The following is a 26,610-nucleotide window of genomic DNA, read 5'->3' as shown; positions in this document are numbered from 1 at the left end:
AAATATTCAGCAATTCCTGTGCCAGCGATGGTCCGTCGATTGTCATCGGCTTTCTCGCGCGATGTCGTCCCAACGTCGTGCCACGCTGCAAAAATTGCCCGGCAGTTTGATCCCATCGCAGGATGGAGCGGGGCTTGCGCGCGTTCGTAGCCCGGATGGAGCACAGCGTAATCCGGGGAGGTCTATCCGCGAGGTGAGAACCCCGGATTGCGCTGTGCTCCATCCGGGCTACACACCTCTCACTCGCCCTTCCCACCCTTCAGCTTCGGCAGCGTCTCGACGATCTTCTGCTTGCCGTCGATGATCTCGGCGAGGAAGCTGGCGCGGTCGATGTCGCCGTTCTGGTCCCAGCTCGCTTCCATCAACATGCCGGGCGCCTTGTCGGGTGTCAGGGTCCGGCCCTTCATCGCCGCGCCGAAGGCCTTGCTGTCGAACTTGCCGATCTGCTCCGTGACGTATTTGACGAGATAGACCGCGGTGTAGCCCTTGATGCCGTTGTGGTCGGGCCGGTATTTGAACCGCTCGCTGAATTTCTTGGTGAACGCCTCGATCGCCGGCACCGGCGCGTCGGCGGAAAGCCCGACATGACCGCGCACGCCGTTGGCCGCGGGGCCGGCGAGCTCGACCACCTTCTGGCTGAGCAGCGTGGTCTCGCCGAACAGCGGCGTCGACAGGCCCTGCCGCTTCGCCTCGATCAGGAAGCGGGCGCTCTCCTCCTCGTTGGTGTAGACGAACACCGCGTCGGCCTTGGCGCCCTTGAGCTTGATGACGTCGGAGCCGAAATCGACCTGGCCCTGCTCGGTGGAGATGTCAGCCGCGATCTCGATATTGCGCGTCTTCATCTCCTTCACGAAGTTGTCGTGGCCACCCTTGCCGAAATCATTGTTGACCCAGAGGACCGCGACGTTCTTCACCTTCAACTTGTCGTGCAGGTAGTTGGCGATCTTCGGCATCGAGAATTGCTGGCCGAAGGCGGTGCGGAACACCCAGGGGTTGCCCTGCGTGGTGATGTCGGCAGCCTCGGCGCCGACGATCTGCGGGATCTCGGCTTGTTGCGTCAGTGCCATGTTGACCTTGACCGAGCCGGAATAGATCGGGCCGAGGACGACATAGGGATCTTTGTCCAGGACCTTCTGCACCTGTGCGCGCGAGATGCCGGGATTGCTCTGGGTGTCGAGATGCTCGGTCCGGATCTTGCGGCCCAGAATGCCGCCGGCGGCGTTGATCTCGTCGACGGCGAGCGCGACGCCGTCGCGCCAGTTGGTGCCCGAGACTGCACCGGGTCCGGACAGCTCGATGACGTCGGGGATGTAGACGGTGCTCTGCGCCTGCGCGGCGCTCGCGCCCAAGAGCGTCGTGATCGCGATCGCGACCGTCCCCGCAAGATGCCTCATGATGTCCTCCCCTGTGCTTTGTTTTTATGATGCGTCGAGGCCGAGCAGTTTCGCCGGCGTTCGCCAGAGCAGGCGATGCCGATCGCCCGGATCCGGAAACAGTTTTGGCAGCAGCGCCAGCAGCGGCCCGTAATCCAGCCGTTCGGGGGCGCGCAGGAACGGATAGTCCGAGCCCCAGACGCAGCGGTCGAGCGTGAAGGCGTCGACCAGCGCGGCGATGAACGGCCAAGTGTCCTCGTAAGGATACACCTGCTGCGAGAACTTGTAATAGCCGGACAGCTTGACGTGCGCGTCGCGCTCCCGGCCGACCGCCAGCAGCGCCTGAAAGGCCTTGCCCCGCAAGCCCTGCGCGACCGACGGCCGGCCGCAATGATCGAACACCAGACGCACATCTGATTTTTCAATCAGCGGCAGCAGGTCGAGCAAATGGTCCTGCTCGACCTGGATCTGGAGGAACAGGCCGAGGCTGGTCAGCTTCTCCAGCAGCGGCGCCGCCTTGAGATAGTAGCCGGCGCCGTGGAACGGCACATTGAAGGCGACCCCGATCACACCCGCCGCCTTGAGGCGTTCGAGCGCGGCGATGTCGACGTCATTCTCGACGACGGCGACACCCCTGAAGCGGCCGCCGCCCTGCCTCAGCGTGTCGAGCAGGATGCGGCTGTCGCTGCCATAACCGGTGTTGGTGGCAATGACGAGCGCGTGACTGACATCGAAGGCGTCGAACACGCGGATGAGCTGCGCCGCGGGCGCGATCTCCTGGCCGCTCGGCCGATACGGCGTGTCGGGACCATAGGGAAAACGCACGGGATCGATGGCGTGGATGTGGCAATCGACCTTGGGGCCCGCCGGCAATGTCATGGCGAAAAACTCCCAGGCTCGCGCGTCAGAACGTCGCTTCGATGGCCTTGATCAACTCAGGCGTCACGTCGGGCATCACGCCGAACCAGGCCTTGAAGGCAAGCCGGGCCTGGTTGAGCAAGAGGCCGAGCCCGTTCACGGTGACGCAGCCGCGCGCGCGGGCTTCGGCCAGGAACGGCGTCTCCAGCGGCGTATAGATCAGGTCGGCGGTGAGCGTTTCCGGCCTCAATCGCGACAGGTCGATCTCCAGCGCGCCTTTGCCGACCATGCCGCGATCGGTGCAATTGACGAGCAGCGCGACATCGCCGAGCGCGGCGCCGCGGTCGCCCCAGGCCACGGTGCTGACGGCGGAGCCGAAATCCCGCGCGAGCGCCTGCGCCTTCTCCGCCGTGCGGTTGGCGATGCGGATCTCGCGCGCGCCGTTTTCGAGCAGTGCCACCACGACCGCGCGCGAGGCGCCGCCCGCGCCCAGCAGCAGGATTGGCCCGGCATCGCCGCGCCAGTCGGCCCTGGCGTCGCGCAGGCTCTGCACAAAGCCATTGCCGTCATTGTTGAAGCCGGACAGCGTGCCGTCCGCCTCGACGACGATGGTGTTGACGGCGCCGATGCGCTTTGCGGTCTCGCTGACGCGGTCGAGCATCGGCATCGCCGTCTGCTTGTGCGGCATGGTGACGTTGCAACCCCGGAACCCGAGCGCGATCAGCCCGTCCAGCGCATCCTCCAGCCGCTCCGGCTTCACCGCGAGCGGCACATAAGTACCGCGGATTCCGTGGGCCTTCAGCCAGCAATTGTGAATGACAGGCGAGCGCGAATGCGCAACCGGCATGCCGATGACACCCGCCAAGCCAAAACCATCTTGCGACATGCTGCGTTTCCCGTCCCGACCAGCGCCATTCGACGCGCGACCATGTTATTTGGTCATTTGTCCAAGACAATTAGAGGGAATGGCTAACGGGTGCAATCTGAATCTTGGGGGCATGCGAGACAGCGGGAGTCGACGTCGTTATTTCGAGGTCAATGCCGCCACGGGCCGCCAGGCAGCATCAGGCGCGGACGCGGCCAGCTGCCGGCAGCGTTCACGCATCAGCGCGGCCGGGCGATCGTGGCCGCGTTGCTTCAACACGGCGTCGAAATCGGCAAGCGCCGCGGCAAACCGGCGCGCGCGATAATTGGCGAGGCCGCGCTCGTAATCGACGATCCAGCTCGCCGCGACCGTTCCTTCATCCATGACTCCGATCAGCTCATGGACCGACAGCCCCTCCTCCCGTCCATATACCGCGATGCTGTCGACCTCGCGTGTGACGACGGCGCCGCGCGCCAGACGTTCGGTCGTGTCGCCGATCAGGATCTGCGTGCCATAGGACTTGTTGGCGCCTTCGAGCCGGCTTGCGACATTCACGGCATCGCCGATCACGGTGTAGTTCAACCGCAGTTCCGAACCGATATTGCCGACCAGCATGCGGCCGGAATTGATGCCGATCCGGATCTGGAGCGGCTCGCCCAGATCGTCGGTCAGACCCGACTCCGCGATCGCCCTGCGGCAGGCGAGTGCCGCGCGACAGCATCGGGCAGCGTGATCCTCTTGCGGCTGCGGCGCGCCCCAGAACGCCATCACGGCGTCGCCGATGAACTTGTCGATGGTCCCGCCATTGGCGACGATGATTTCCGAAGTCACGTCGAGATAGCGCGACAGCAGCGGCACGACACGGTCGCCGAGCCGCTCGGACAGTCCGGTGAAACCGGCGATGTCGATGAACATCACGCTGAGCTCCTGGACGCTGCCGCCGGGCCTTGCCTCCACGCCCTGGCGCAGCAGGGCGCGGACGAGATCGGCCGGGATGAACTTGCGGAAGGCGGAGAGGCCAGCCGCCATCTCGGCGATCGCGCCTGACAGGCTCGCGATCTCCTTGAGGCGCGAAGGATGGCGGCGCACCCGCTCGAGCGCAAAGGCTTCGACATGGCGGAGCTCTCCGACGACGCGCGAAAGCGGCGCGGCGATGACCGAGCGCGCCAGCATCGCCGACGCCAATGCCGCGAGCACGGCGCCGACGGCAAGTCCGAAAATCAGGTGCCGCAGCGTCGTCTCGACCGGACCGAGAAACTCGGCCTCCGGAATCACCGTTGCCAGCGACCAGCCGGGAAACGGCAATGGCGCGAGCGCGACTTCATAAGCCGCGCCTTGCGAGGTGAGCCGGCTTCGCCAGGCCTCCTTGCGGCCGGCCCCACCGGCTTTCGCGAGCGCCGTCTGCGCGAGCGGCAACAACGCGGTGTCGCCCTTCGCAGGATGCAGCTCGTCGGCATCCATGTCAGGTGCGGCGACGAGCTCACCACCGTCATCGATGATGAAGGCCGTTCCGGTGCGCCCGACCTCGAGCTGCGAGAGGAAGCGCGCAAGCCTCGTATATTCGATGATGACGGCGAGAACGCCTTGCCGCTCCTGATAGACGTCAATCGGACCCGCCAGGGCAATCGACGGCCGCTCGCCGGTTGGATGCTCCATGACCCTGAACCATCGCGGATCGTCCGCGGTCAGACCGGCCTTGAACCAGGCCTGGTCGGCGACGTGGAATCCGGTCGGCTCGAAGCGGCGATTAGCGAATTCGATATCGCCGGGCACCACGTCATACTCATCGACACGGCGCTGGCCCGGATGATCGGTCAGCGAAATCTCCATCATCTCCAGCCGGCGATCACCGAGCTTGTGCGCGGCGAAGAACGAGCCGTCGGGCCAGCCGAAGGCGACCCAGGAGATCGTCGCCTGTGACTGCAATTGCGACAGGAACACGAATTCACGCTTGTCGGCTTCGCGGGTGTCGAGCACGTTCTGGAGGAACAGGGTGCGGATCGCGGTGTGCGCCGCACGCGCCTCGTCAACGATGGCAGCGACCTCCTTGCGGACCGCCGCCACGATCTGCTCGTTGATCGTGGAGGCGAGCTGTCGGCTGGTCGCCTCCGCCGTCCGCCACCACAACAGGCTGGAGAAGGCTGCGGTCAGCAGGATCGCGGCCAGGACCAGCGCGGAAATGGCGAGGCGGATGCTGACCGTCAGCCTCGCGATCGCCTGAAGCCGCTGCCCGTGATCGACGTTCATCGTGTTCCCGCCTTCGGACCATGCACGGTTCCTGACAATGCTCTACGCGGCCCGCCATCGTTCGTTACGTCTGGCAGGCCCGGTGCGCGACCGCCAATGCCCTGCCGCTAACGTCTTCATAGCGCCAAGGCATTGGATTTGGCGGGCGGCTTGCCCGCTAATCCCGCCCGTGCGCACAACCAACGGTCTCACGGACTCGTGAGCAGCCCGACGGTAACGCGGGTTGCGGTCGAGCCGAACGAGACAATGCGCGTTTCGCTTGCCAAGCGATGCCATCTCAAAAGGAGAACTCGATGTCTGCCAAACTTGCCGTCACCACACTCGCTCTCGCCGGCGCCATGTCGACCGCCCTCGCGACACTGGCCATGGCGGCGCCGCTCACCAAGGCTGAGGCCGACGCGGCCGTCGCCGCCAAGAAGGAGAAATGCTTCGGCGTCGCGCTGAAGGGCCAGAACGACTGCGCGGCGGGACCCGGCACGACCTGCCAGGGCACCTCGACCACCGACTTCCAGGGCAACGCCTGGAAATTCGTGCAAGGCGGAACCTGCACCAGCATCGATCTGCCGGGTGGCAAGAAGGGCTCGCTCAAGCCGGTCTGAGGATCCGAACCAGCACATCGCCAACAGGGAAAGCGGAGGAGCAACATGAACGCAGCGATCGGGCCTGCCCCATCCACACGCTTGCCCCTCCGCTTTCCGGTACCGGTCGGCGGCGTCGCCGGCACCAGCTTCAAGCACGAGCACCTCGCGGCCATCCTCGCCGACGGCCCGGGGCGCGGCTTCTTCGAGGTTCATGCCGAAAATTACATGGGCGCGGGCGGACAGCCACATCGCGCGCTGGAAGCGATCCGCCGCGACCACGCACTCTCACTACACGGCGTCTGCATGTCGATCGGCGGACCGCAGCCGCTCGACAAGGCTCACCTTGCGCGCTTCCGCGGCCTGGTGGCCCGCTACCAGCCGGCAATGGTGTCCGAGCACCTTGCCTGGTCGACGCACGAGACGAGCTTCTTCAACGACCTGCTGCCGCTGCCTTACACCGAGGTGACGCTGCGGCACGTCTGCGATCACGTCGACCAGATGCAGGAAGCGATCCGGCGCCCGATCCTGCTGGAAAACCCGTCGACCTATCTCGCCTTCACCGAGACGACGATGAGCGAGACCGCCTTCATCCGCAGCGTCGCTGCGCGCACCGGATGCGGCCTGCTGCTCGACATCAACAACGTGTTCGTGTCCGCGGCCAATCACGGATTTTCGGCACTCGACTATCTCGCCGATTTTCCGTTGTCTCACATCGGCGAGATTCATCTGGCCGGGCACGACGAGCAGGCCGACGACGACGGCGAGCCGCTTCTGATCGACAGCCATGACCGCCCGGTCGCGGACGCCGTGTGGAAGCTCTACGAAATCGTCATCGAACGCCGCGGCCCCGTGCCAACGCTGATCGAGTGGGACTCCAGGATCCCGGATTGGCCGGTCCTGCAAGCGGAAGCCGCCGCTGCACAGGCGATTCTCGATCGCCGGACCATCGCCGCACGGACGGGAGACCGTCATGCCGCCTGAGCCGGTCTGCTTTGCCGCGGCCTTCGCGCCGGCCCTGCTTGATCCGAAGCGCACCACGCCGCCGGTCGTGACCGGGCCGAACGGCAAGGCGGCCGGCAGGCGCTACGATGTCTATCGCAACAATGTCACGGTGAGCCTGATCGACGCGCTCGCCGCAATCTATCCGACGGTGCAGCGCCTTACCGGCACCGACTTCTTTCGCGCGATGGCACGATTCCATGTTCGCGAGAGCCCGCCGACATCGCCGCTGTTGTTCGACTATGGCCGCGGCTTCCCGGGCTTCATCGCATGCTACGAGCACGCACGGAGCATTCCCTGGCTCGCAGACATCGCCCGGATCGAGCGAACCTGGCTCGACGCCTACCACGCGCGAGATGCCGCGCCGCTGGCCCCCGCGCAGCTCGCCGCGGTCGCGCCGGAACGATTGGCCGGTCTCGTTTTCACCCCACACCCGGCAACGCAAATCGTGCGCTCGGAATTTTCGGCCGTGACGATCTATGCCGCCAACCGCGATGGCGCTGCCGTGGGCCGGATCGATGCCTCGACGCCTGAAGACGCCCTGATCACGCGTCCGGAGTTCGATATCGTCGTGCGGCATCTGCCTCCCGGCGGCGCGGTCTTCGCCACCTGCCTGAGGGACGGGCGACCGCTCGGCGCAGCGGCCGCGGCGGCGCTGGACGCAGCTCCCGATTTCGACATCGCCACCAACATCGCCGGCCTGATCGAGGCCGGCGCATTCACCTCGATTGCCTTTGGAGATGCATGATGATCACGGACCAACGCATGTCGGCGGATGGAAGCCTTCCGCCACTCGGGCTCCTCGTCGACAAGGCCAATCATCTGGTGCAGACGATTGCCGCCCCTTCGCTGGTCCAGCTCGTGCTGCGCGTGGCCCTGGCCGTGCCGTTCTGGCGGTCCGGCATCCTGAAATGGGGCGGCTTCCTCAAGCTGAACGACACCGCGGTGACGCTGTTCACCGACGAATTCATGCTGCACCTGCCGGGGGGCCCCTATCACTATCCCGCGCCGGTGGTGATGGCCTTCCTGTCGGGGTGCGGCGAGATCATGTTCCCGATCCTGCTGATCCTGGGGCTCGGGACGCGGTTCGCTGCGCTTGGGCTGCTGTTCATGACGGTGATCGTCGAGCTCACCGTGCCCGATGGCTGGCCGGTGCATGTCACCTGGGCAGCGATGGCCCTCGGCATCATGGCCTACGGGCCGGGGCGCGTCTCGCTCGATTATTTCGTCGGCCGCATGCTGTCGCACGAACGATAGACGCGCGCGATTTCGTGCATCCACAGGCACGACCGTCATCCCGAGGTGCGCGCTCTTGCGCGCCTCGAAGGATGACGTCAGTGGAAGGGGTCAGCGCCTTTGTGCGCCTCACATCCCGCTCAAACCGCTATCGACCGCAAGCGTCTGCGCGGTGACGTAGACGCTTTCGTCCGACAGGAAGAACAGCACGGCGTAGGCGATCTCCCAGGCTGTCGCCTGGCGGCCGAAGGGGACGTGGCCCTTGCCGCGGTTGGGGCGGCCGGCGCCGGCTTCGCGGCCGTTGGGGGTGTCGACGAGGCCGGGATAGACGAGATTGGCGCGGATGCCGCGGCGCGAGCCGAGATGGGCGATGTTGCGCATCAGGCCGCCGAGCGCGGCTTTCGAGGAGTCATACACCGCCATCTGCGATCCTGCTTTCAGCGCGGCGATGGACGAGATGAAGACGATGGCGCCGCCATTGTCGAATTTCGGCATCGCGGCGCGGCAGCACAGCATCGGGCCGCGGACGTTGACGTCGTAGATCCTGTTCCACTCCTCGGGGCTGACATTGTCGAGCCCGGTCTTTCCAAAAGTGCCGATGTTCAGCACCATGCCGTCGAGACCGCCCATGGCGCGGTGCGCCTCGTCGATCATGCGGACGACGTCGGCTTCGCGCGTGACGTCGGCGGCAATGGCAAAGGCCTCGCCGCCTTCATCGGTGATGCGGTTGACGGTCTGCTGCGCGGAAGTGTGGTTGAGATCGGCCACAGCAACCTTCGCGCCCTCGCGGGCACAGAGGATGCTCATGGCGCGGCCGTTGCCGATCGGATCGGTGGCGGCGTCGAACACGCGCTGGCCGCCGCCGACGATCAGGATGCGTCGGCCCTTCAGGCGTCCCCTGCCCGGCGCTTCGCCCAAGGACTCTGCGCTGGGTGGACGGACGTAGCGTTCGGGCTTGCTGTCGGTATCCGTCATCTCGCCCGCCTACTTCTTGCCGCCGTCATAGACCTTCATGCCGGCGGCGGGATCGAGATCGGTCTCGGTCGCCTCGGTCAGGCGCGCCATCATCATGTAGAAGCCGAGCGCGACGATGGATTCTACGATCTCCTGGTCGCTGAAATGCTTTCGTACGGCGGAGAAGATGGCCTCGGGGACGCGGACATTCTCGACCACCTCGCGGCCGAACTTCAGCAGCGCGCGCTCGGCCTCGTTCAGCGCGGCGGCATCGTAGTCGCGGCCTTCCACCGCATCGACCTGTCCTTGCGTGCAGCCGACGCCGAGCGCGATCGGCACGTGCTGGCGCCATTCATAGGCGCCGCCTTCGAGCTGGGCGGCCTGCAGGATCAAAAGCTCGCGGTTGACGGCCGAGAGCTTCTGCTTGTGCAGGATCGAATTGCCGAGCCGCATCGCCGGGATCATGTTGGCCTCGGCATGGGCCATCATGCGGAAGATGTTGAGCTTGACCGGCATGCGGTCGAACGAGGCGCGGATGTCGCCGCTCGTCGTCTCCGGATCAATCAGGGGCAGCCTTGCCACGATTCTCTCCCTTGGTTTTTCGTTTCTTGTTGTCGTCGTCATTGCCCGCCGCGATCAGCGACAGGAAGAAGGACAGATAGCGGTCGATCGCCTCGATCACCTTCGGCCGCGGCGAGGGCACGGCGCCCATCACGTAATGCTCGAGGCGGATATAGATGAGGCCGGCGGCGAACAGCCGCGCGGTCTCGCGCGGATCCGGCGTGGAGACGAGACCGGCGAGCGCAAAGCCGCGAAAATAGTCCGTCATCAGGCTTTGCTCGCGCGCGTAAAAATGGTCGGCGAACTTGGCGCGGATGCCGGGCACGCGGTTGCGCTCGGCGGTGATGACCTTCTGGAACTGGTGCTCGCGCGGGTCGGACCATTGCTCGACGAGGTCAAGCGCAAACTGGCGGCAGAACGCCGCGGGCTGGCGCGCGAGCTGCTTGTAGCGCGGCTCCTCCAGCCGGCTCGCCGAACTTGCGGGACCGTGCTCGGCCACGATCGCTTCCAGGATCGCGGCCTTGCCGGAGAAATGATTGTAGAGGCTGCTCTCGCGGATGCCGACGCGGCGCGCGAGCTCGCGCATCGAGGCGCCGCCATAGCCGCTCTGCGCGAACAGATCGAGCGCCTCGGTGAGGATGCGCTCGCGGGTGGTGGGCGCGGCCACTTCTGCCGCGCTTGTGATGTGGACAGCCATGTGGCTTGACTAACGAACGATCGTTCGCTAGTCAACCGTACGAACGATCGTTCGTTTCGCCAGTGTGGCGGCAACGGTCGCCGGCCGCAAGCTCGCTTGCGCCCTGTTCTCGCGTTCAACTCCGCTCCTTCGAGAAGCGGAGAGCAAATCTGGGGAGACGACCTCATGGCGCGCTTTGCCCGCCTTCGCTTTGCCGCGGCCTGTGTTCTGCCGCTGCTCGCAGCTCACGCCGTTCAGGCCCAAAGCGCAAAATACGATTCCGGCGCCGACGACAAGATCATCAAGATCGGCACCACCGCGCCGCTGAGCGGCCCGGTCTCGGCCTTCGCGCAGATCGCGAAATCGGCGGAGGCTTACTTTCGCAAGGTGAACGACGACGGCGGCGTCAACGGCCGGCGTATCCAGATGATCATTGCGGACGATGCCTACAGCCCGCCGAAGACGGTGGAGCAGACGCGCAAGCTGGTCGAGAGCGACGAGGTGCTGCTGATCTTCGGCGGTGTCGGCACGCCCACCAACAGCGCCGTGCACAAATATCTCAACGACCGCAAGGTGCCGCAGCTCTTTCTCGGCTCGGGCGCCGCGAAGTGGGACGATCCGAAGAACTTTCCATGGACCGTCGGCTGGCAGCCGACCTATCGCGACGAGGCGATCGCCTACGCCAGGTTCATCAAGGCGAGCCACGCCAATGCGAAGATCGGCGTGCTCTACCAGAACGACGACCTCGGCAAGGACTATCTGAAGGCGCTGGAGGAAGGGCTCGGCGGCACTGAGGCGATCGTCGCGCGCGCCGCTTATGAAACTTCTGCGCCGACCGTCGACACCCAGATCCTGCAATTGAAGACCGCCGGTGCCGACGTGGTGCTGGTGGCGGCGACGCCGAAATTTGCCGCGCAAGCGATCCGCAAGATCGGCGAGATCGGCTGGAAGCCGACGACCATCATCTCCAACGTCTCGGCCTCGATCAGCGGCGTGCTGGAACCCGCAGGCAGGGACAATTCCACCGGCGTCATCTCCAGCCAGTATCTGAAGGACGCCACCGATCCCGCGAACAAGGATGACCCCGGCTACAAGGAATGGGTCGCCTTCATGGACAAGTATCTCCCCGACGCCAACAAGAGCGACTGGCTCAACGTCTATGGCTACACCATCGCGCAGACGCTGGTGACGGTGCTGAAGGCCGCCGGCAACGACCTCACCCGCGCCAATGTGATGAAGCGGGCGACGACGCTGAGGGACGTGCATCTGCCGATGCTGATCAACGGCACCACGGTGAACAATTCGCCGGAGCGCTACACGCCGATGACGAGCCTCCAGTTGATCCGCTTCGACGGCACGCGCTGGGTGCCGTTCGGCGACCTCCTGAAGAACTAAAGCATGCGGCAGGTGAGGATCGGCAGCATGCGGGTGGATCTCGTCAGCGAGATCCCTTCGCTTGCCTTCGACAAGAAGTGGCTGTTCGCCAACGTTACCGACGAGGTGATCGCGGAGAACCGGAGCTGGCTCGATCATCGCTACATCGAGCCGGAGACCGGCCGATTCATCCTCAGCCACCACTCCTATCTCGTCCGCACGCCACGATGGACCGCCATCGTCGACACCTGCTGCGGCAATCACAAGCACCGGCCGCGCGTGCCGGTGTGGAACGGCCTCGACCAGCCCTATCTCGAAAACATGCGGGCGCTGGGCGTTGCGCCGGAAGAAGTCGACTTCGTGATGTGCACGCATCTGCATGTCGATCACGTCGGCTGGAACACGCGCCTCCTCGACGGCCGCTGGGTGCCGACCTTCCCCAATGCGCGCTATCTGATGGGGCGCGAGGAGTACCGGCACTTCGAAGCCGCGCACAATGCGGCGCCGAAGAGCCCGGTGAACCACGGCTCGTTCGAGGATTCCGTGCTGCCTGTCGTCGCGGCCGGGCTCGCCGAACTGGTCGAGACCGACCATCGCCTGTTCGACGACCGCGATGCGGCCTTGCGCTTCGCGCCGGCGCCGGGCCACACCGCCGGCAACATGCAGATCCATCTCAATGGCGGCCATGATCACGCTGTCATGTCGGGCGACGTGATCCATCATCCGATCCAGTGCGCGGCGCCGTGGCTGTCGAATGCCGCCGATGTCGATCCGGCAGCGGCAATCGCGACGCGAATGGCGCTGCTGGAAGAGCTCGCGGATACGCCGAGCTATCTGCTCACCGGCCATTTTCCGGCACCGACCGCGGGCCGCGTGATCCGCCACGGCGACGCCTACAGATTTCGTTTCGAAGATTAAGGGAATGCCATCATGATGCTGCGTACCGTCACGCTTTCATTGCTTGCATTGTTCTCAGCCGCGCTGCCGAGCCGGGCCGAAGATCCCGCCGCCTACCCCACGCACAAGATCCGGATGCTACTGCCTTATGCAGCCGGCGGCGGCGGCGACGTGGTCGGGCGGCTGCTCGCCGACAGGATGGGCAAGACGCTCGGGCAAAGCATCTACATCGAGAACCACACCGGCGCGGCCGGCACGCTCGGCACGCAGATGGTCGCGACGTCGCCGAATGACGGCTACACCATCACCGTCGGCGGCATGACCACGCATGTGCTGGCGCCGGCGATCTATCCGAAGCTGCCTTACGATTCGATCAAGGATTTCACGACGATCGGCCGCGTCGGAGTCTCCGCGATCATCCTGGTGGCGACCAAGGATTTTGCCGCCAACGACATCAAGGGCCTCATCGCGCTCGCCAGGAAGGGCGAGCCGATCCAGTATGGAAGCTGGGGCATCGGCTCGACCGGGCAGTTCTGCGCCGAGATCCTGATGCAGCAGACCGGCATCAAGATCGAGCACGTCCCGTTCAACGGCATTGCGAAACTGGCCGGCGACCTGCTCGGGGGCCACATCTCGCTGGCGACGCTCGACGTCGCGACCGCGACGCCGCTGGTGAAGGACGGCTCGATCAAGGCGCTGGCCGCCTGCGGCGAGCGCTCGCCGAGCCTGCCCGATGTCGCAAGCTACAAGGAGCAAGGCGTGCCGTTCGACCGCAGCCTGTCCTGGGCGATGTATGCGCCCGCGGGCCTCGCGCCGCCGATCGCAGAGAAATTGTCCGCGGCGCTGAAGGACGCGCTTGGCGATGCCGTGGTGAAGGAGAAGCTGCTGGGCCTCGGAATCACGCCGCAATTCGTGCCCGGCGACGAGCAGCGCGACATCAACGCCCGCGACATCGCGGCCTGGAAACAGGTTGCCAAGGACGCAGGCATCGAAGTGAAGTGATCAGGATGACAACGGGAGCGCGGGCATGAGCCGCATCTTCGGCGCGGTGCGCCAGAACGGATATGTGGTGCGGGACATCCAGGCCGCGATGACGCACTGGATCGAGGTGATGGGCGTCGGTCCCTGGTACTACATGGACCGCGTCAAGACCGACTGGTTCCGCCATCGCGGCCAGGACTCCGCGGTCGAGATGAGCATTGCGCTGGCCAATACCGGCGATCTCCAGATCGAGCTGATCCAGCAGCGCAACGACGCGCCGTCGCTGTACAAGGAATTTCTCGACGCCGGCCACGAAGGCCTGCAGCACATGTCCTACTGGAGCCACGACTACCAGGCGCTCTACGACAAGGCGATCGGGCTCGGCTACAGGATCGGCCATGAGGGCCAGATCGGCGGCGACAAGGGACGCTTTGCCTATTTCGACACGCAGGCCCATCCCGGAACCATCATCGAGATCTCCGACATCAGCGGCACCAAGGGACCTTTCTTCGAAAAAGTCCGACAGGCGGCGTTGAGCTGGGACGGATCGCGACCGATCCGTGAGGTCGTCACAAAACCGTAGGCGCTGTCGCCCGCGGGGTTCACCTCGCTGCTGGCGCGGTAACCGACAATCCGTGTAACATTCGCCTCGCGTCCGAACCTGCAGCGAGGCAAGCATGTCCAGCACTGACAAGGTTTTCGCCGGCTCGATCCCAAAACTCTACGACGAATATCTGGTCCCGATGATCTTCTCCGTTTATGCGGAGGACATCGCAAGACGGGTCGCGGCGCGCTCGCCCTCCACGCTGCTCGAGATCGCGGCCGGCACCGGCGCAGTGACGCGCGCCGTGGCGGCGGCGCTGCCGCGTGGCGTCCGTTATGTCGCGACCGACCTCAACGAGCCGATGCTGGCGGTCGCGGCGCAGCGCCAGAAGGACGATGATCGCATCACTTGGCGCCAGGCGGACGGCATGGCCCTGCCGTTCGGCGACGCCGAGTTCGACGTGGTCTGCTGCCAGTTCGGCGTGATGTTCTTCCCGGACCGCGTGAAAGCGTATAGCGAGGTGCAGCGCGTCCTGAAGCCGGACGGCACGTTCGTCTTCAACGTCTGGGACCGCATCGAGAACAATGTGGTCGCGCATGAAGCGACGATTGCGCTCGGCAAGATGTTTCCAGACGATCCACCCCGCTTCATGATCCGCACGCCGCACGGCTATCACGACAAGGCGCTGATCCGGTCAGACCTCGAACGCGCAGGCTTCCGCGACATTGCGATTGAAACGCGCGCCGAGATCAGCCACGCGCCGTCGGCCGACCATGCCGCGACCGCGCTCTGCCAGGGCACGCCGCTGCGCAACGAGATCGAGGCCAGGGATGCGAGCAAGCTGCAGGCTGCAACGGATCTCGTTGCCGAGGCACTGCGGGCGAGCCATGGCTCCGGCGCGTGCGACGGCAAGATCCAGGCGATCGTGATCGAGGCGCGCCGGTAGTCAGCCCGGCGCGCGGGCCGCATGCCTTACCAGAAGCTCCGCTGCATCGGCTGCGCCGGCTGGTAATACTGATACTGGCCGCGGCGGCGCGGATTGGCGGGCTGCACGTACGGATCGCGCTGCTGCTGGAAGAAGCCGAAGCCGTTGCCACCCCAGCCGTTTCCGCCCCAACCCTCGTCGCTCGCCATTTCCATCGGCGGCGGCGCGGTCGGCTTGCGCGTGATGAAGCCGCCCTGCGGATGGTTGCTCAGCACGGCGACGAACTCGGTGCGGTAGTTGGTTTCGGCGCTCAGCGGCTCGTCCGAGATGATGATCGACGAGCGCGGCAATGCGGTCGGCCCGATGCGATCCCACACCTCCTGCGGGATGGTGATGCGGTCGAGCGCGTCCTTGGCCTCGTCGCCGTTCTCGATCGTGACCACGCTCCAGCGCAGGCCGGTGTCGGTCTTCGCCATCGCCGTGAAGATATGGGTGCCGAGCGGCTGGTCGGGATTGCGGATGGTGACGGGCACCTCGATGCTGGTGTCGAACACCTCGCCGCCGCCATCCGGCGCCGGCTTGTGCGTGTTCCGCCGCACATAGAGCTTCTGCGTCGCGCGGCTGATGTAGACCGAGACCGGCTCGAGCGCGAGCTTCGCATCGGTCGCAGCCGTCACCGCTTCGGCCTTCTTGGCCGCGGCCACCTTGGCGGCTTCCTTCGTCGCAGCGACGGCGTCGCGCTTCGGCTGCGCGGCGGCCTTGGCGGCATCGAGCTGGGTGGCCGCATCGGCGGCCTTGGTGGCGGCCTTCTGCTTCTGGTCTTCGGCCTGAGCGCGCGCCTGATCGGTCTTGGCATTCGCGAGCTTCTTGTCGGCGAAGGCGAGCTCGGCATCGGCCTTGGCCTTCTGCTGTTCCAGCTTGCGCAGCGATGCCGGCAGCGACGCGGCGTCCTTCGCCGCCGCGGCCGCAGCTTTCTTGGCCTCGGCGGCGGCCTGGGTCGCTTCCTCGGCCTCGGCGGAGAGCTTGTCGGCCCGGCTTGGCACGGCCGCGATGGCTTCGCGCTTCGGGACGAACAGCGACGGATGGGAGAAATCGATTGGCGCAGCGTCGTTCGGCGAGATGATCACCCGCATTCCGATCTGGGTCTTGTCGAACAGGCCCTCGGCGAAATTGAACGGCATGCGCACGCAGCCATGCGAGGCGGCATAGCCGGGCAGCGGTCCGCCATGCAGCGCGATGCCGTTCCAGGTGATGCGCTGCATGTTCGGCATCCAGGCATCGTCATACATGGTCGAGTGGTGGTCCTTGTCCTTCTCGACGACGGCGAAGACGCCGGCTGGCGTCTCGCGCCCGGTGGTGCCGGTCGAAACCGGCGCGCGCAGGATCCAGCCGTCGGCATCGTAGAACGTGACCTGCTGGCTCTTGATCGACACGATTGCCATGATCGGCTCGCCGGCCTCGCGCGGCGCCACCGCCTCGACTGGCTGGCGCGCCTGCTTGGCGGCGTCGGCACTGCCGGTCAGCGCCGTCAGGACAACGACGGTCGCAAGCGCAACAAGTCCGGTAGGCCGCCAACGCCGCATCGCCGTGGTGGATTGCGCCGTCGTCATCAGGTCTTTCATGCCATACCCCGGTCCAGTACCAGTCCTCGGTCAGATTGCGATCTTTGGATTAAGAAATCACAGCCACCTTGCGTTCCCTATCCGGCAATATTCGGGACGATCCGGCAGCAAACCTCTCATATACGAGGGCACGCGCAGGCGGAAGGTGGCCCTGGGCCGGGGCTGGCCTGGGGCTGGCGGCAGATCGCTGCGGCACAATGTCCGGCTAACGGGCGTGGCGCCCAAACAACAGCGTCATTGCAGCGCCGAACAGGCCGAAGATCGCGAAAAACATCAGCGGCAGGGCGCGCAAGGCCGCCTGCCCGACCGGCTCATGCTCCACGACCAGCAGGACGCAGAATACCGCAAGGCTCAGGAGCACGCATATGACGGCGGCGGCAAGACCCAGCTTGCGCGTGACGAAAGCAAAGTCGGTGGTGGTCATGACGGGATCCGGGGCGAAGATGAACAGACCTACGCTAGGCCCGCCGGGGAATAAGGCGATGTGACTGACATCACAGAGAGTTGTGTCACGCGCCCGTAATGTCAGGCCTACCCTGGCGCGGCATATCGGAGCGCGAGCGGATGTCCCACACACTCTCCCAGATTGCTTCGGTCGTGGCCGGACTCGCGCTGCTCGTGAACGGCTTCATCCTCTTCCCCGGGAGCTGGACGAAGGGCCTGGCCAAGGGCATCGCCGTGTCGATCTCACTGGCCGTGTTCTCGACCGTCCTGATCGCCCTGGTCCGCAATTACGGTTCCTGAACGGTTCAGGACGCGACTCCGACCGCCTTGCTGTCGACGGCCGCCTGGATTTCCGCCTCGCTCAAGCCGGCCTCGCGCAGCACCTCGCGCGAATGCTCGCCGAGGCGCGGCGCCATGCGATGGATGCCGGCCGGGCTCTCGGAGAACTTCGTCGCCGGGCGCGCCTGCCTGATACGTCCCTCCGAGGGATGATCGATATCGGCAAAGAGTTCGACGGCGGCGAGATGCGGCTGCTCGCCGATCTCGGTGAGGCGGGCGAAGGCGGTGTGCGGTACGTCCAGGCGCAGCAGCAGTTCCTCCCACTCCGCCGTGGTGCGGGTCGGTCCGATCTCGCTCATGCGGTCGTAGATCCTGTCGATGTTCTGCGAGCGCAGCACCGGATCGCGCACGCCGAGCTCGTCACTCAATTCGGGGCGGCCGACCGCCTCGAAGAAGGCGCACCAATTGTCCCCTGAGTAAGGCAGCATGGTCAGCCAGCCGTCCTTGGTCTGGACCGGGCGCCGGTTCTTCATTCGCTTGTAGCCGGTCGGGCCGATCGGCGGATCGAAGGCGTGGCCGCCGAGCATCTCGATGCTGTTGAAGCCCGCGATCGTCTCCAGCATCGGCACCTCGACCATCTGGCCCTGTCCGGTGCGCTCGCGCCGGAACAGCGCCGCCGACACCGCGCCGACCATCGCCATGGCGCAGATCTTGTCGCCGATCAGGCTCGGCACGAACTCCGGTTTCTCGTCCGATCCGATCGATGATGCGAGGCCCGAGGCGGCCTGGATGATCTCGTCGAAGGCGGGACGCTTCGCCCACGGACCGTCCTGGCCGAAGCCGGTGGCCGCAGCATAGATCAGGCGCGGATTGAGTTTCGCGCAGGCCTCGTAGCCGAAGCCGAGCCGCGCCATCGCGGCGGGGCGCACATTGGTGACGAGCGCATCGACCGTCGGGATCAGCCTTGCCAGCGCCGCCTTGCCGTCCGGATGTTTCAGGTCGAGCGCGAGGCTGCGCTTGTTGCGATTGACCGCCATGAACTGGCCGCTCATGCCGCGGTTGCGGAACACGCCGGTGTAGCGCCAGGTGTCGCCTGCGGGCGGCTCGACCTTGATGACGTCGGCGCCCCAGTCGCCGAGCATCTGCGCGGCATAGGGGCCGAACAGCACGCTCGTCAGATCGAGCACGCGGATACCGCTGAGGGGGCCGGTGGGTGTCATCGTCGTTTCACTTGCGGCTGGAGGAAGTGATCATTGCGGGACGCGAGAGGCGGGCAAGGCTCGCGCCCTGCCCGCCCGCATGGAGCGATCCTATTCGCTGATCACGTCGCCGAACAGCTCCCAGGATTTGCCGTTGAAGCGCGCCATCTGCAACTGGCGGATCGGCGTCACCTGCTCGGCCGAGGTGTTGAGCTTGATGCCCGGCAGCAGCATCGGCAGCTCGACATCCTTGAACGACTGCGTCTGCTTCATCAGGTTCGCGCGCGTCAGATCGTTGCCGGCGCGCTGCAGCACCAGCTCCATGATCTGCGCCATGGTGTAGCCGGTGACGTTGAAGATGTCGGCGGGATCGGCGCCGGCATTGTAGGTCTTCATCCATTCGCGCCAGGCCTTCATGCCGGCGTCGTTCTCCCAGCGCGGATCGCCGGGGTCCTTCTGGAAGGCGCCGGTGACGATGCCGACGGAATTGTCGAGCCCGGCCGGCACCAGCACGGAACCGACGGAATTGGACACGGCGGGAAGGATGATCTGCGGCCTCCAGCCGAGCTCGGCGATCTTCTTGATCGCTTGCGCCGCGAATTTCGGCGTGCACTCGTTGAAAACGACGTCGGCGCCGGCGGCCTTGAACTTCACGATCTGGGAGTCGACGGTCGGGTCCGTCGTCTCGTAGACAGCTTCGGACACGATCTGGTTGACGTGCTCCCCCAGCCCTTCCTTGAAGCCTGCGAGATAATCGCGGCCGGGATCCTCGTTCGGCGTGATGACGGCGATCTTCGCGTTCGGCTTGTTCGCGAGAATCCACTTGGCGTAGATGCGCCCTTCGGTCCGGTAGGTCGGCTGCGAGCCGGTGGTCCAGGGGAAATGCTGCGGATCGTTCCAGCGGCTGGCACCGCTCGACGGGAACAGTTGCGGGATCTTCTTGGCGTTGAGATATCTTTGCGCCGCGATGTTCGGCCCGGTGCCGAGCATCGAGAACATCGCCAGCACCTCGTCGCTCTCGGCGAGACGCCTGACCTGCTCGACCGTCTTCGACGGCGAATAGCCGTCATCCATGCTGAGCAACTCGACTTTGCGGCCGTTGATGCCGCCCTTGTCGTTCAGCATCTTGAAATAGGCGATCTCTGCACGGCCGATCGCGGAATAGGCGGAGGCCGGTCCCGAATAGGGCATGGTCTGCCCTAGCTTGATCGACGTGTCGGTCGCGCCGGTGTCGTAGTTTCCGGCGAATGCGGCCGAAGCAGCCCCGACGATTGCCAATAGAGCAACAGCTCCACGGACCAGTTGAATTCCCGGCATGCTCGGCATCTCCTTCCCTGGCAGAGTGCATCGACGCGCGGACTCGCAAGGCCGCGGTCAACGTCCTCCACTTCTGTTCTTGGTTGTCATCGGCCGCATCGCTCGTGATGTCAGCGGCCGAACGATACCCCGATTATGGAGCGTGAGATGTAGCTTAGAATTCAGACGCGTATGCACGGCTTGCAGCCGTTCGATTGACGCGCACGCCACACGGCAATGTGAGCGTCAGACTTCGAGCCATTCCTGCCGCACGGCGGCATTGGCCTTGAGCTCGTCCGGCGTGCCTTCGAATACGACGCGGCCGTGACCCATGATGTAGACGCGTTTGGAGATGCGCATCGCGATCGAGAGCTTTTGTTCGACGAGGAGAATTGCGACGCCGGCTTGCGCGATGCGCGCGATGAGATCGCCTACCTGCTGCACGATCAACGGCGCGAGACCTTCGGTCGGCTCGTCGATCATGATCAGATCCGGATCACCCATCAGCGTGCGGCAGGTCGTGAGCATCTGCTTCTCGCCGCCGGACAGGACGCCTGCGGCCGTCTCGGCACGCGCGGCGAGATTGGGGAACATGTCGAGCATGTCCTGGAGCCGCCACTTGCCGGGACGACGCGTGTCCTTGACGCCGAGCAGGAGATTTTGCCGGACCGTCAGGCTCGGGAAGATGTCGCGATGCTCGGGCACATAACCGAGGCCGAGGCGCGCGATCTTGTAGCTGGGCAGCCCGGCAATGTTCTTGCCCTTGAAGCGGATCGTGCCTTGCGGCGCAACCTCGCCCATGATCGCCTTCACCGTGGTGGAGCGGCCGACGCCGTTGCGGCCGAGCAGGCTGACGACCTCGCCGGCGGCAACGTCGAGATCGACGCCCTGAAGGATGTGGCTCTTGCCGTAATAGGCGTGGAGATCCCTGACCTCGAGCATCAGTGCGCTTCCTCGCCGAGATAGGCTTCCTTGACCTTCGGATCGCGCCGGATCTCTTCCGGCGTGCCCGAGGCGATGATGTGGCCATAGACCAGCACCGAGATGCGGTCGGCGAGGCCGAACACGACGCTCATGTCGTGCTCGACGATGACGAGTGTCTTGCCTTCGGTCAGCCGGCGGATCAGCGCCACCGCGCGGTCGGTTTCGGCATGGCTCATGCCCGCGGTCGGCTCGTCCAGCATCACGACGGTGGCGCCGCTCGCGATGGTGATGCCGATCTCGAGCTCGCGCTGCTCGGCATAAGTGAGCAGGCCGGCCGGAACGTCGCGCCGGTGTGTCAGATGGATGTCATCCAGGATCTGCGCGGTGCGCTCGCGCACCTCGGGCAGACTGTCGACGTTCTTCCAGAAGGCGTAGCGATGTCCCGTGGCCCACAGCACGGCGCAGCGGACGTTCTCCCACACCGACATGCGCGCGAACACGTTGGTGACCTGGAACGAGCGTGACAGGCCGCGGCGGTTGATCTCGAATGGCCGCAGGCCCGAGATCAAATCGCCGTTCAGCTTGACCTCGCCGGACGTCGGCTTGATGTGGCCGCTGATCAGGTTGAACGTCGTGGACTTGCCGGCACCGTTCGGGCCGATGATGGCGTGACGCTCACCTTGCGCGACGCTCAGATTGAGGTCGCGGATGATGCCGACATTGCCGAAGCGCTTTTCGACGGCGCGGACCTCGATGGCTGCGCGCTTTTCTGCCCCGCTGGTGCGAGATACCGCTCCGCTCATGCCAGATACCCCCGGTCACGGGCGACCGTCGCAGCCCTGTCCCACGCATCCGCGATCCGCCGCCAGGTCAGCCGCGCGACGAACGCGCCGCCGATCACGAGGACTGCAGCCGCGATCCATGTCACCGGCGACGTCGGCTTGAAGCCGACGCCGAGCAGGTTGATGACTTCCCCGCCCGAGTAGCGGGCGACCGTCTCGATGGTCAGAATGACGCCGCAGGCGAGCGCCAGGGTCGGGACGATGGCGACGAGATAGGACGGGATCACGGTCCACAACGTGCCCGCGCGAACCAGCGGCCGGTGCATCATCAGGAGACCGGCGATGCCGCCGGGCGAGAACATCACGATGCCGATGAAGATGATGCCGAAATAGAGCTGCCAGACGCTGGTGACGCTGGTCAGCCCGAGTTGCAGGTAGGTCACCAGGATGGCGCCGAGGATCGGGCCGAAGAAATAGGCGGTGCCGCCGATGAAGGTCGAGAACAGCACGAGGCCCGACTGGATCGCGCCGAGATAGGCGGAGTTGGCGATCTCGAAATTGATCGCGGCAAGTCCGCCCGCGACACCGGCAAAGAACCCGGCAAAGCAGAAGGCGAGATAGCGGACGACGTGCGGATCGTAGCCGATGAACTGGACGCGTTCCGGATTGTCGCGGACGGCATTGCTGATCCGCCCCAACGGCGTGCGGGTCAGCGCGTACATCGCGATGGCCGACAGCACCAGCCAGAACGCGATGAGGTAATAGACCTGAAGCTGCGGACCGAACGACCAGCCGAACATTTTGGGCAGCGCGGTGCGGTCCGTGGTGATGCCGGCCTCGCCGCCGAACACCGAGCGCAGGATCAGCGAGGACGACGCCACCAGTTCGCCGATGCCGAGCGAGATCATCGCGAACACGGTGCCGGCCCGCTTGGTCATCACCCAGCCGATGATCATCGCGAAGACGAGACCACCGAGGCCGCCGAACAGCGGGATGAACGGCAGCGGGATCGGCCAGCCATGCGAGACCACCGCATTCATCATGTGGCAGGCCGCAAAGCCGCCGAGGCCGTAGTGAACGGCGTGGCCGAACGACAGAAGGCCGGTCTGGCCGAGCAGGATGTTGTAGGACAGCGCGAAGACGATCGCGATGCCGATCAGGCTGAACGAGGTCACCGAGCCGCCGGAGGAGAAGACCAACGGCAGGACGACCAGCGCGGCAATGCCGATCAGCCAGACGCCGTAGAAGCGCAGGCCATCGCCGGCGGGCTTGTCAGCCATCTTCGAGGTCGAAGTCGTGGTGGCGTTCATGACTCGCGCGTCCCCATCAGGCCCATGGGGCGTACGATCAGAATGATCACCAGCAGAAGATAAGGCACGATCGGCGCGACCTGGGCGATCGTGACGTTCCAGATGTCGGTGAGCACGGACGGGCCCGACGACGGATCAAGCGGGCCGAACGCGCTCGCCAGCGAGCCGTCGAGCGCCACCGCAAAGGTCTGGACAAGGCCGATAACCAGCGACGCGATGAAGGCACCCGGCAGGGAGCCGAGGCCGCCGAACACGATGACCACGAACAGGATCGGCCCGAGCGCCGCCGCCATGTCGGACTGGGTCACCAGCGCGGGACCTGCAATGACGCCGGCGAGACCGGCCAGCGCGCTGCCGACCCCGAACACGGCCATGAACACGCGCCCGACATTGTGGCCGAGATGGCCGACCATGTGCGGATGCGTCAGTGCCGCCTGCACGATGAGGCCGACACGGGTGCGCTTGAGCACGATCAGCAGCGCGACGAAGATCACGACCGACACGGCCAGCATGAAGATCTTGTAGGCGGGATAATTGGTGGAGAAGATGGTGAAGGCCGGGAAGTCGAGCAGCGTCGGCACGCGATAGTCGACCGGGCTCTTGCCCCAGATCATCGACACGATCTCCTCGATCGCGAACGCCAGACCGAACGTCAGCAGCAATTCCGCAACGTGGCCGTGCTTGTGGGTGTTGCGCAGGCCGTAGCGCTCCACCGCCATGCCGATGGCGCCGACCAGCAGCGGCGCGAGCACCAGCGCCGGCCAGAAGCCGATCCATCTGGTGAGCTGGAAACCGAAGAAAGCGCCGAGCATGTAGAAGCTGGCATGGGCGAAGTTGAGCACGCCCATCATGCTGAAAATGACGGTGAGCCCGCTCGACAGCAGGAAGAGCAGCATGCCGAACAGCACACCGTTCAGAGTCGAAATGACAATGAGTTCAAGCACAGCGCACTCGTCTCTTGCCGGGGCCTGATGGCCCCGGTGAACATCGCCCGATCAAACATCGTCCGGCCGCCGCGATCCCGCGGCCAATGACGGCCGCGGGACAACGACAGGCTCAGTGATTACGGCCGCGCCATCTTGCAGGTCGTGGAGACCATTGCCTGCGGCGTATCGACCTTGGAAACCAGATGCCAGCCCCAGCCGGTGTTCTCCTCGTCGAACGGCTCGTTGGCGGCGAGCTTGCCGAAGGAGGAGATGTAGATCGGCTGGAAGAACTGATGGTCGTCCTTGCGCATTAGGCCCTGGCCGCCGTCGAGAACCTCGAACTTCAGGTCCTCGAGCGCCGCCGCGACCTTCACCGGGTCAACCGAATTGGCCTTCTCGGCCGCCGCCTTGAACATGCGCATCTCGTTGACCGCGCGCGGATACCACAGCGAGAGGCCGACCTTGGCGCGGAAGGCCTTCTCGAAGTCCATCGCGGCCTGGTTGCCCGAATTGGCGAAGCCTTCGGTGATCTGGTACACTTGGTGGTCGAGACCGGTCTGCTTGATCGCGGTCGGACCGCCGGCGCCGCCGGCATAATAGGTGTACCAGTTGACCTTCAGACCGGCGTCCGCAGCAGCCTTGAGCAGCAGCGCGATGTCCTGGCCCCAATTACCGGTGACGACGCTGTCGGCACCGGACGCCTTGATCTTGGCGATGTAGGGCGAGAAATCCGTGACCTTGAGCAGCGGATGCAGCTCGTCGCCGACGATCTGGATGTCAGGACGCTTGGCGCCCAGCATCTTGCGCGCATCTGATCGCACCGACTGGCCGAACGAATAGTCCTGGTTGATCAGGTACACCTTTTTGATCGACGGGGTGTCCTTCATGTAGTTGGTGAGCGCTTCCATCTTGATGTCGGAGCTCGCGTCCCAGCGGAAATGCCAGTAGCTGCACTTCTCGTTGGTCAGGCTCGGATCGACGGCGGCATAGTTGAAGTAGAGGACTTCCTTACCGGGGTTGCGCGTGTTGTTCTTGGTGACGAAGTCGGAGAGAGCCGCGCCGACGGACGAACCGTTACCCTGCGTGATGTAGTGGACCCCGGCGTCGATCGCCTTCTGGGCCTGCACCAGGCTCTCCTGCGGATTGGTCTTGTTGTCGAGACCGATGATCTCGATCTTCTTGCCGAGGATACCGCCCTTGGCGTTCATTTCATCGGCAAGATACTGGAAGGTCTTCAAGCCACCCTCGCCGACGCTGGCACCGCCGCCGGAGAGAGGATCGATGTAGCCGATCTTGATGGTATCCTCGGCCGACGCGGCCTGACCGAGCATCGGGGCGATCACGGCAATGGCCAAAGTGAGCTTGCGCATTATTTCGTTTCCTCGCTGGCTATCGACTTTAGTCGATGGGCTTTTTTTGCGCATGTTGCAGCGCAATTTCAGTCCTCTAACAAGCAGAACGAACTACGCTTTTCAAGCGCAACAGAACATGGCTCCAGCGCGCGCTATGAAATGTGATGCGGCTGTCCATCTCTTCCTGAGCATTCCGCGACAAGGAATAGAACGCAAGCGGGAACTCGCACGACGCGCCTCGTCTCACAGCCCCTCTACAGGCTCCGATAGTCCGCGATCCCCGACAGATCGGGCGTGAAGCCAAGCCCCGGCGCATCGCCGAGGATGATCGTACCGTCCACCACATCAGCGACGGCACCGCAGAACAAGTCGCGTAGCGGATTGTCGTTGGCATCGACCTCGAGCCAGCCATCACCGCCGATGCCGGCGAGCAGATGCGCTGAAGCAAGCAGCCCGATCCCGCCGCCGAGATAATGCGGGCAGAACGTCTTGCCCGACTTCAGAATGTCGCGCGCGACGCCGGCACAGGCGCTGAGCCCGCCCCATTTCGCGATATCGGGCTGGACCACGCCGAGCACGCCTTCAGCCAGCACGTCCTTGAAATCTTCGACGCTGGAGATGTTCTCCCCCGCGGCAATCGGCATTGTCGCGGCTGCCCGCAGCCTGCGCCATTCCTCGCGCGGCCGGTCCGCGCGGATCGGCTCCTCCAGCCAGCGCAGATCGAACGCGGCAAGCCGCGGCAGCATCTCGAGCGCCTGATCCACCGACCAACCCTGGTTGGCGTCGGCGGCGAGCATGCCGGCGCCGACGACGGCTCGCAGCGCCGAGAGGTTTGCGAGGTCGGTCTCGGCACCGAAGCCAACCTTCAGCTTCAACGCGCGATGGCCACGCTTGAGCGTGGCTTCGGCGGTCTGCGCGGCGCCGCCGGGATTGATGCCGCTGGCATAGACCTTGATCTTGCTCGACTGGCCGCCGAGCAATCGCCACAGCGGCTGCTTCCGACGTCGCGCAAGGAGATCCCACAGCGCGAGATCGATACCTGAAATCGCCTGTGCGAACGGACCGGGCTCGCCGCATTGGAGCGCGAGCACCTCGGTGCCTTTGCTCATGGTCTCGAAAACCTGAGCGGGATTGTCGAGCTTGCGCCCGACAAGGCCGGGCGCAAGCACTTCATTGACAAGCCGGGTGCGATGCTCCGCGCCCGGTGCGGGGAAGTTGGACCAGGCTTCACCCCATCCCTCGACGCCGTCTTCGTCGACCACGCGAACGAAGACGGCGGGACGGTTGAGCATCCTGCCGAACGACGTCACCACCGGCGTTGCCAGCGGATAGCGATAGCAGAACGCCTCGATCGAACGGAGAGTGAAGCTGTCAGTCACGTTGCAGATCCTGCGAGATGACGCGG

Annotated in this window: 27 protein-coding genes; 10 read left to right on the top strand and 17 right to left on the bottom strand. The window is 65.1% G+C overall.

The genetic code is table 11. The features are described 5' to 3' along the window. Positions 1 to 239: 239 nt before the first annotated feature. From VGR99_RS08280 to VGR99_RS08265, 4 genes are all read right to left on the bottom strand, one after another. Positions 240 to 1,394 (bottom strand): ABC transporter substrate-binding protein, encoded by a 1,155-nt coding sequence (locus VGR99_RS08280; protein WP_326897850.1) that lies wholly within the window; start codon positions 1,392 to 1,394, stop codon positions 240 to 242. A gap of 24 nt (positions 1,395 to 1,418) precedes the next feature. Next, a complete protein-coding gene (locus VGR99_RS08275) occupies positions 1,419 to 2,252 on the bottom strand; it encodes an amidohydrolase family protein (RefSeq protein WP_326897849.1) in 834 nt (277 codons plus the stop codon). A 25-nt stretch (positions 2,253 to 2,277) separates the two neighbouring features. Next, entirely contained in the window at positions 2,278 to 3,117 is an 840-nt protein-coding gene (locus tag VGR99_RS08270; protein ID WP_326897848.1) for a shikimate dehydrogenase, read from the bottom strand. 138 nt (positions 3,118 to 3,255) lie between these two features. Beyond that, positions 3,256 to 5,343 carry an adenylate/guanylate cyclase domain-containing protein gene (locus tag VGR99_RS08265; protein WP_326897847.1) on the bottom strand — a complete coding sequence of 696 codons (2,088 nt, stop codon included), beginning with the start codon at positions 5,341 to 5,343 and terminating at the stop codon, positions 3,256 to 3,258. 293 nt (positions 5,344 to 5,636) lie between these two features. On the opposite strand from VGR99_RS08265, the gene VGR99_RS08260 reads away from it, so the two are divergent. Genes VGR99_RS08260 through VGR99_RS08245 form a run of 4 tightly spaced genes read left to right on the top strand, consistent with a single transcriptional unit; the run spans position 5,637 to position 8,180 of the window. Beyond that, on the top strand, positions 5,637 to 5,942 hold the full coding sequence (locus tag VGR99_RS08260; protein WP_326897846.1) for a DUF2282 domain-containing protein: 306 nt from the start codon (positions 5,637 to 5,639) through the stop codon (positions 5,940 to 5,942). A 45-nt stretch (positions 5,943 to 5,987) separates the two neighbouring features. Next, complete coding sequence (locus VGR99_RS08255; RefSeq protein ID WP_326897845.1) at positions 5,988 to 6,905, top strand: DUF692 domain-containing protein; 918 nt, start codon at positions 5,988 to 5,990, stop codon at positions 6,903 to 6,905. Beyond that, positions 6,895 to 7,671 carry a DNA-binding domain-containing protein gene (locus VGR99_RS08250; protein ID WP_326897844.1) on the top strand — a complete coding sequence of 259 codons (777 nt, stop codon included), beginning with the start codon at positions 6,895 to 6,897 and terminating at the stop codon, positions 7,669 to 7,671. The genes VGR99_RS08255 and VGR99_RS08250 overlap by 11 nt, the downstream gene beginning before the upstream one ends. Then, on the top strand, positions 7,671 to 8,180 hold the full coding sequence (locus VGR99_RS08245; RefSeq protein ID WP_326897972.1) for a DoxX family protein: 510 nt from the start codon (positions 7,671 to 7,673) through the stop codon (positions 8,178 to 8,180). The genes VGR99_RS08250 and VGR99_RS08245 overlap by 1 nt, the downstream gene beginning before the upstream one ends. Before the next feature lie 108 nt (positions 8,181 to 8,288). Here VGR99_RS08245 and VGR99_RS08240 read toward each other — a convergent pair whose 3' ends face one another. The 3 genes from VGR99_RS08240 to VGR99_RS08230 are packed head-to-tail and all read right to left on the bottom strand — an operon-like array spanning position 8,289 to position 10,371. Further along, complete coding sequence (locus VGR99_RS08240) at positions 8,289 to 9,134, bottom strand: SDR family oxidoreductase (RefSeq protein ID WP_326897843.1); 846 nt, start codon at positions 9,132 to 9,134, stop codon at positions 8,289 to 8,291. A 9-nt stretch (positions 9,135 to 9,143) separates the two neighbouring features. Then, entirely contained in the window at positions 9,144 to 9,695 is a 552-nt protein-coding gene (locus VGR99_RS08235) for a carboxymuconolactone decarboxylase family protein (protein WP_326897842.1), read from the bottom strand. Beyond that, complete coding sequence (locus VGR99_RS08230) at positions 9,673 to 10,371, bottom strand: TetR/AcrR family transcriptional regulator (RefSeq protein ID WP_326897841.1); 699 nt, start codon at positions 10,369 to 10,371, stop codon at positions 9,673 to 9,675. The genes VGR99_RS08235 and VGR99_RS08230 overlap by 23 nt, the downstream gene beginning before the upstream one ends. A gap of 165 nt (positions 10,372 to 10,536) precedes the next feature. On the opposite strand from VGR99_RS08230, the gene VGR99_RS08225 reads away from it, so the two are divergent. From VGR99_RS08225 to VGR99_RS08205, 5 genes are all read left to right on the top strand, one after another. Further along, the gene (locus VGR99_RS08225) at positions 10,537 to 11,745 is read left to right on the top strand and encodes an ABC transporter substrate-binding protein (RefSeq protein WP_326897840.1); all 1,209 of its coding nucleotides are present in this window, start codon (positions 10,537 to 10,539) and stop codon (positions 11,743 to 11,745) included. 3 nt (positions 11,746 to 11,748) lie between these two features. Then, positions 11,749 to 12,642 (top strand): MBL fold metallo-hydrolase, encoded by an 894-nt coding sequence (locus VGR99_RS08220; RefSeq protein WP_326897839.1) that lies wholly within the window; start codon positions 11,749 to 11,751, stop codon positions 12,640 to 12,642. 12 nt (positions 12,643 to 12,654) lie between these two features. Continuing rightward, complete coding sequence (locus tag VGR99_RS08215; RefSeq protein WP_326897838.1) at positions 12,655 to 13,623, top strand: tripartite tricarboxylate transporter substrate binding protein; 969 nt, start codon at positions 12,655 to 12,657, stop codon at positions 13,621 to 13,623. 25 nt (positions 13,624 to 13,648) lie between these two features. Next, positions 13,649 to 14,185 carry a VOC family protein gene (locus VGR99_RS08210; protein WP_326897837.1) on the top strand — a complete coding sequence of 179 codons (537 nt, stop codon included), beginning with the start codon at positions 13,649 to 13,651 and terminating at the stop codon, positions 14,183 to 14,185. 94 nt (positions 14,186 to 14,279) lie between these two features. Then, entirely contained in the window at positions 14,280 to 15,092 is an 813-nt protein-coding gene (locus tag VGR99_RS08205; RefSeq protein ID WP_326897836.1) for a class I SAM-dependent methyltransferase, read from the top strand. A gap of 26 nt (positions 15,093 to 15,118) precedes the next feature. On the opposite strand, the gene VGR99_RS08200 is transcribed toward VGR99_RS08205, so the two are convergent. Next, entirely contained in the window at positions 15,119 to 16,693 is a 1,575-nt protein-coding gene (locus VGR99_RS08200; RefSeq protein ID WP_326897835.1) for a L,D-transpeptidase, read from the bottom strand. A 205-nt stretch (positions 16,694 to 16,898) separates the two neighbouring features. Then, on the bottom strand, positions 16,899 to 17,117 hold the full coding sequence (locus tag VGR99_RS08195) for a hypothetical protein (protein WP_326897834.1): 219 nt from the start codon (positions 17,115 to 17,117) through the stop codon (positions 16,899 to 16,901). 140 nt (positions 17,118 to 17,257) lie between these two features. On the opposite strand from VGR99_RS08195, the gene VGR99_RS08190 reads away from it, so the two are divergent. Then, a complete protein-coding gene (locus VGR99_RS08190; protein ID WP_326897833.1) occupies positions 17,258 to 17,437 on the top strand; it encodes a hypothetical protein in 180 nt (59 codons plus the stop codon). Positions 17,438 to 17,442: 5 nt separating this feature from the next. Here VGR99_RS08190 and VGR99_RS08185 read toward each other — a convergent pair whose 3' ends face one another. The 8 genes from VGR99_RS08185 to VGR99_RS08150 all read right to left on the bottom strand — a co-directional run bounded on the left by VGR99_RS08185 (position 17,443) and on the right by VGR99_RS08150 (position 26,584). After that, positions 17,443 to 18,636 (bottom strand): CoA transferase, encoded by a 1,194-nt coding sequence (locus VGR99_RS08185; protein ID WP_326897832.1) that lies wholly within the window; start codon positions 18,634 to 18,636, stop codon positions 17,443 to 17,445. Between the two features lie 90 nt (positions 18,637 to 18,726). Next, positions 18,727 to 19,932, bottom strand: a complete 1,206-nt coding sequence (locus VGR99_RS08180) for an ABC transporter substrate-binding protein (RefSeq protein ID WP_326897831.1) — start codon at positions 19,930 to 19,932, stop codon at positions 18,727 to 18,729. Between the two features lie 225 nt (positions 19,933 to 20,157). Then, on the bottom strand, positions 20,158 to 20,853 hold the full coding sequence (locus VGR99_RS08175; protein ID WP_326897830.1) for an ABC transporter ATP-binding protein: 696 nt from the start codon (positions 20,851 to 20,853) through the stop codon (positions 20,158 to 20,160). Next, positions 20,853 to 21,638 (bottom strand): ABC transporter ATP-binding protein, encoded by a 786-nt coding sequence (locus VGR99_RS08170; protein WP_326897829.1) that lies wholly within the window; start codon positions 21,636 to 21,638, stop codon positions 20,853 to 20,855. Before VGR99_RS08170 ends, VGR99_RS08175 begins: the two co-directional genes overlap by 1 nt. Further along, positions 21,635 to 22,927, bottom strand: coding sequence for a branched-chain amino acid ABC transporter permease (locus VGR99_RS08165; protein ID WP_326897828.1), 1,293 nt, complete (start codon positions 22,925 to 22,927; stop codon positions 21,635 to 21,637). Before VGR99_RS08165 ends, VGR99_RS08170 begins: the two co-directional genes overlap by 4 nt. Further along, the gene (locus VGR99_RS08160) at positions 22,924 to 23,871 is read right to left on the bottom strand and encodes a branched-chain amino acid ABC transporter permease (protein WP_326897827.1); all 948 of its coding nucleotides are present in this window, start codon (positions 23,869 to 23,871) and stop codon (positions 22,924 to 22,926) included. The genes VGR99_RS08165 and VGR99_RS08160 overlap by 4 nt, the downstream gene beginning before the upstream one ends. Positions 23,872 to 23,990: 119 nt before the next feature. Next, on the bottom strand, positions 23,991 to 25,223 hold the full coding sequence (locus tag VGR99_RS08155) for a branched-chain amino acid ABC transporter substrate-binding protein (protein WP_326897826.1): 1,233 nt from the start codon (positions 25,221 to 25,223) through the stop codon (positions 23,991 to 23,993). Positions 25,224 to 25,459: 236 nt separating this feature from the next. Then, complete coding sequence (locus VGR99_RS08150; protein WP_326897825.1) at positions 25,460 to 26,584, bottom strand: mandelate racemase/muconate lactonizing enzyme family protein; 1,125 nt, start codon at positions 26,582 to 26,584, stop codon at positions 25,460 to 25,462. Between the last annotated feature and the right edge of the window lie 26 nt (positions 26,585 to 26,610).

The sequence above is a fragment of the Bradyrhizobium sp. genome, from assembly GCF_035935975.1.
GTDB lineage: Bacteria > Pseudomonadota > Alphaproteobacteria > Rhizobiales > Xanthobacteraceae > Bradyrhizobium.
Note: the sequence above shows the minus strand (reverse complement) of the source record. Positions and strands in the feature narration are given on the sequence as shown.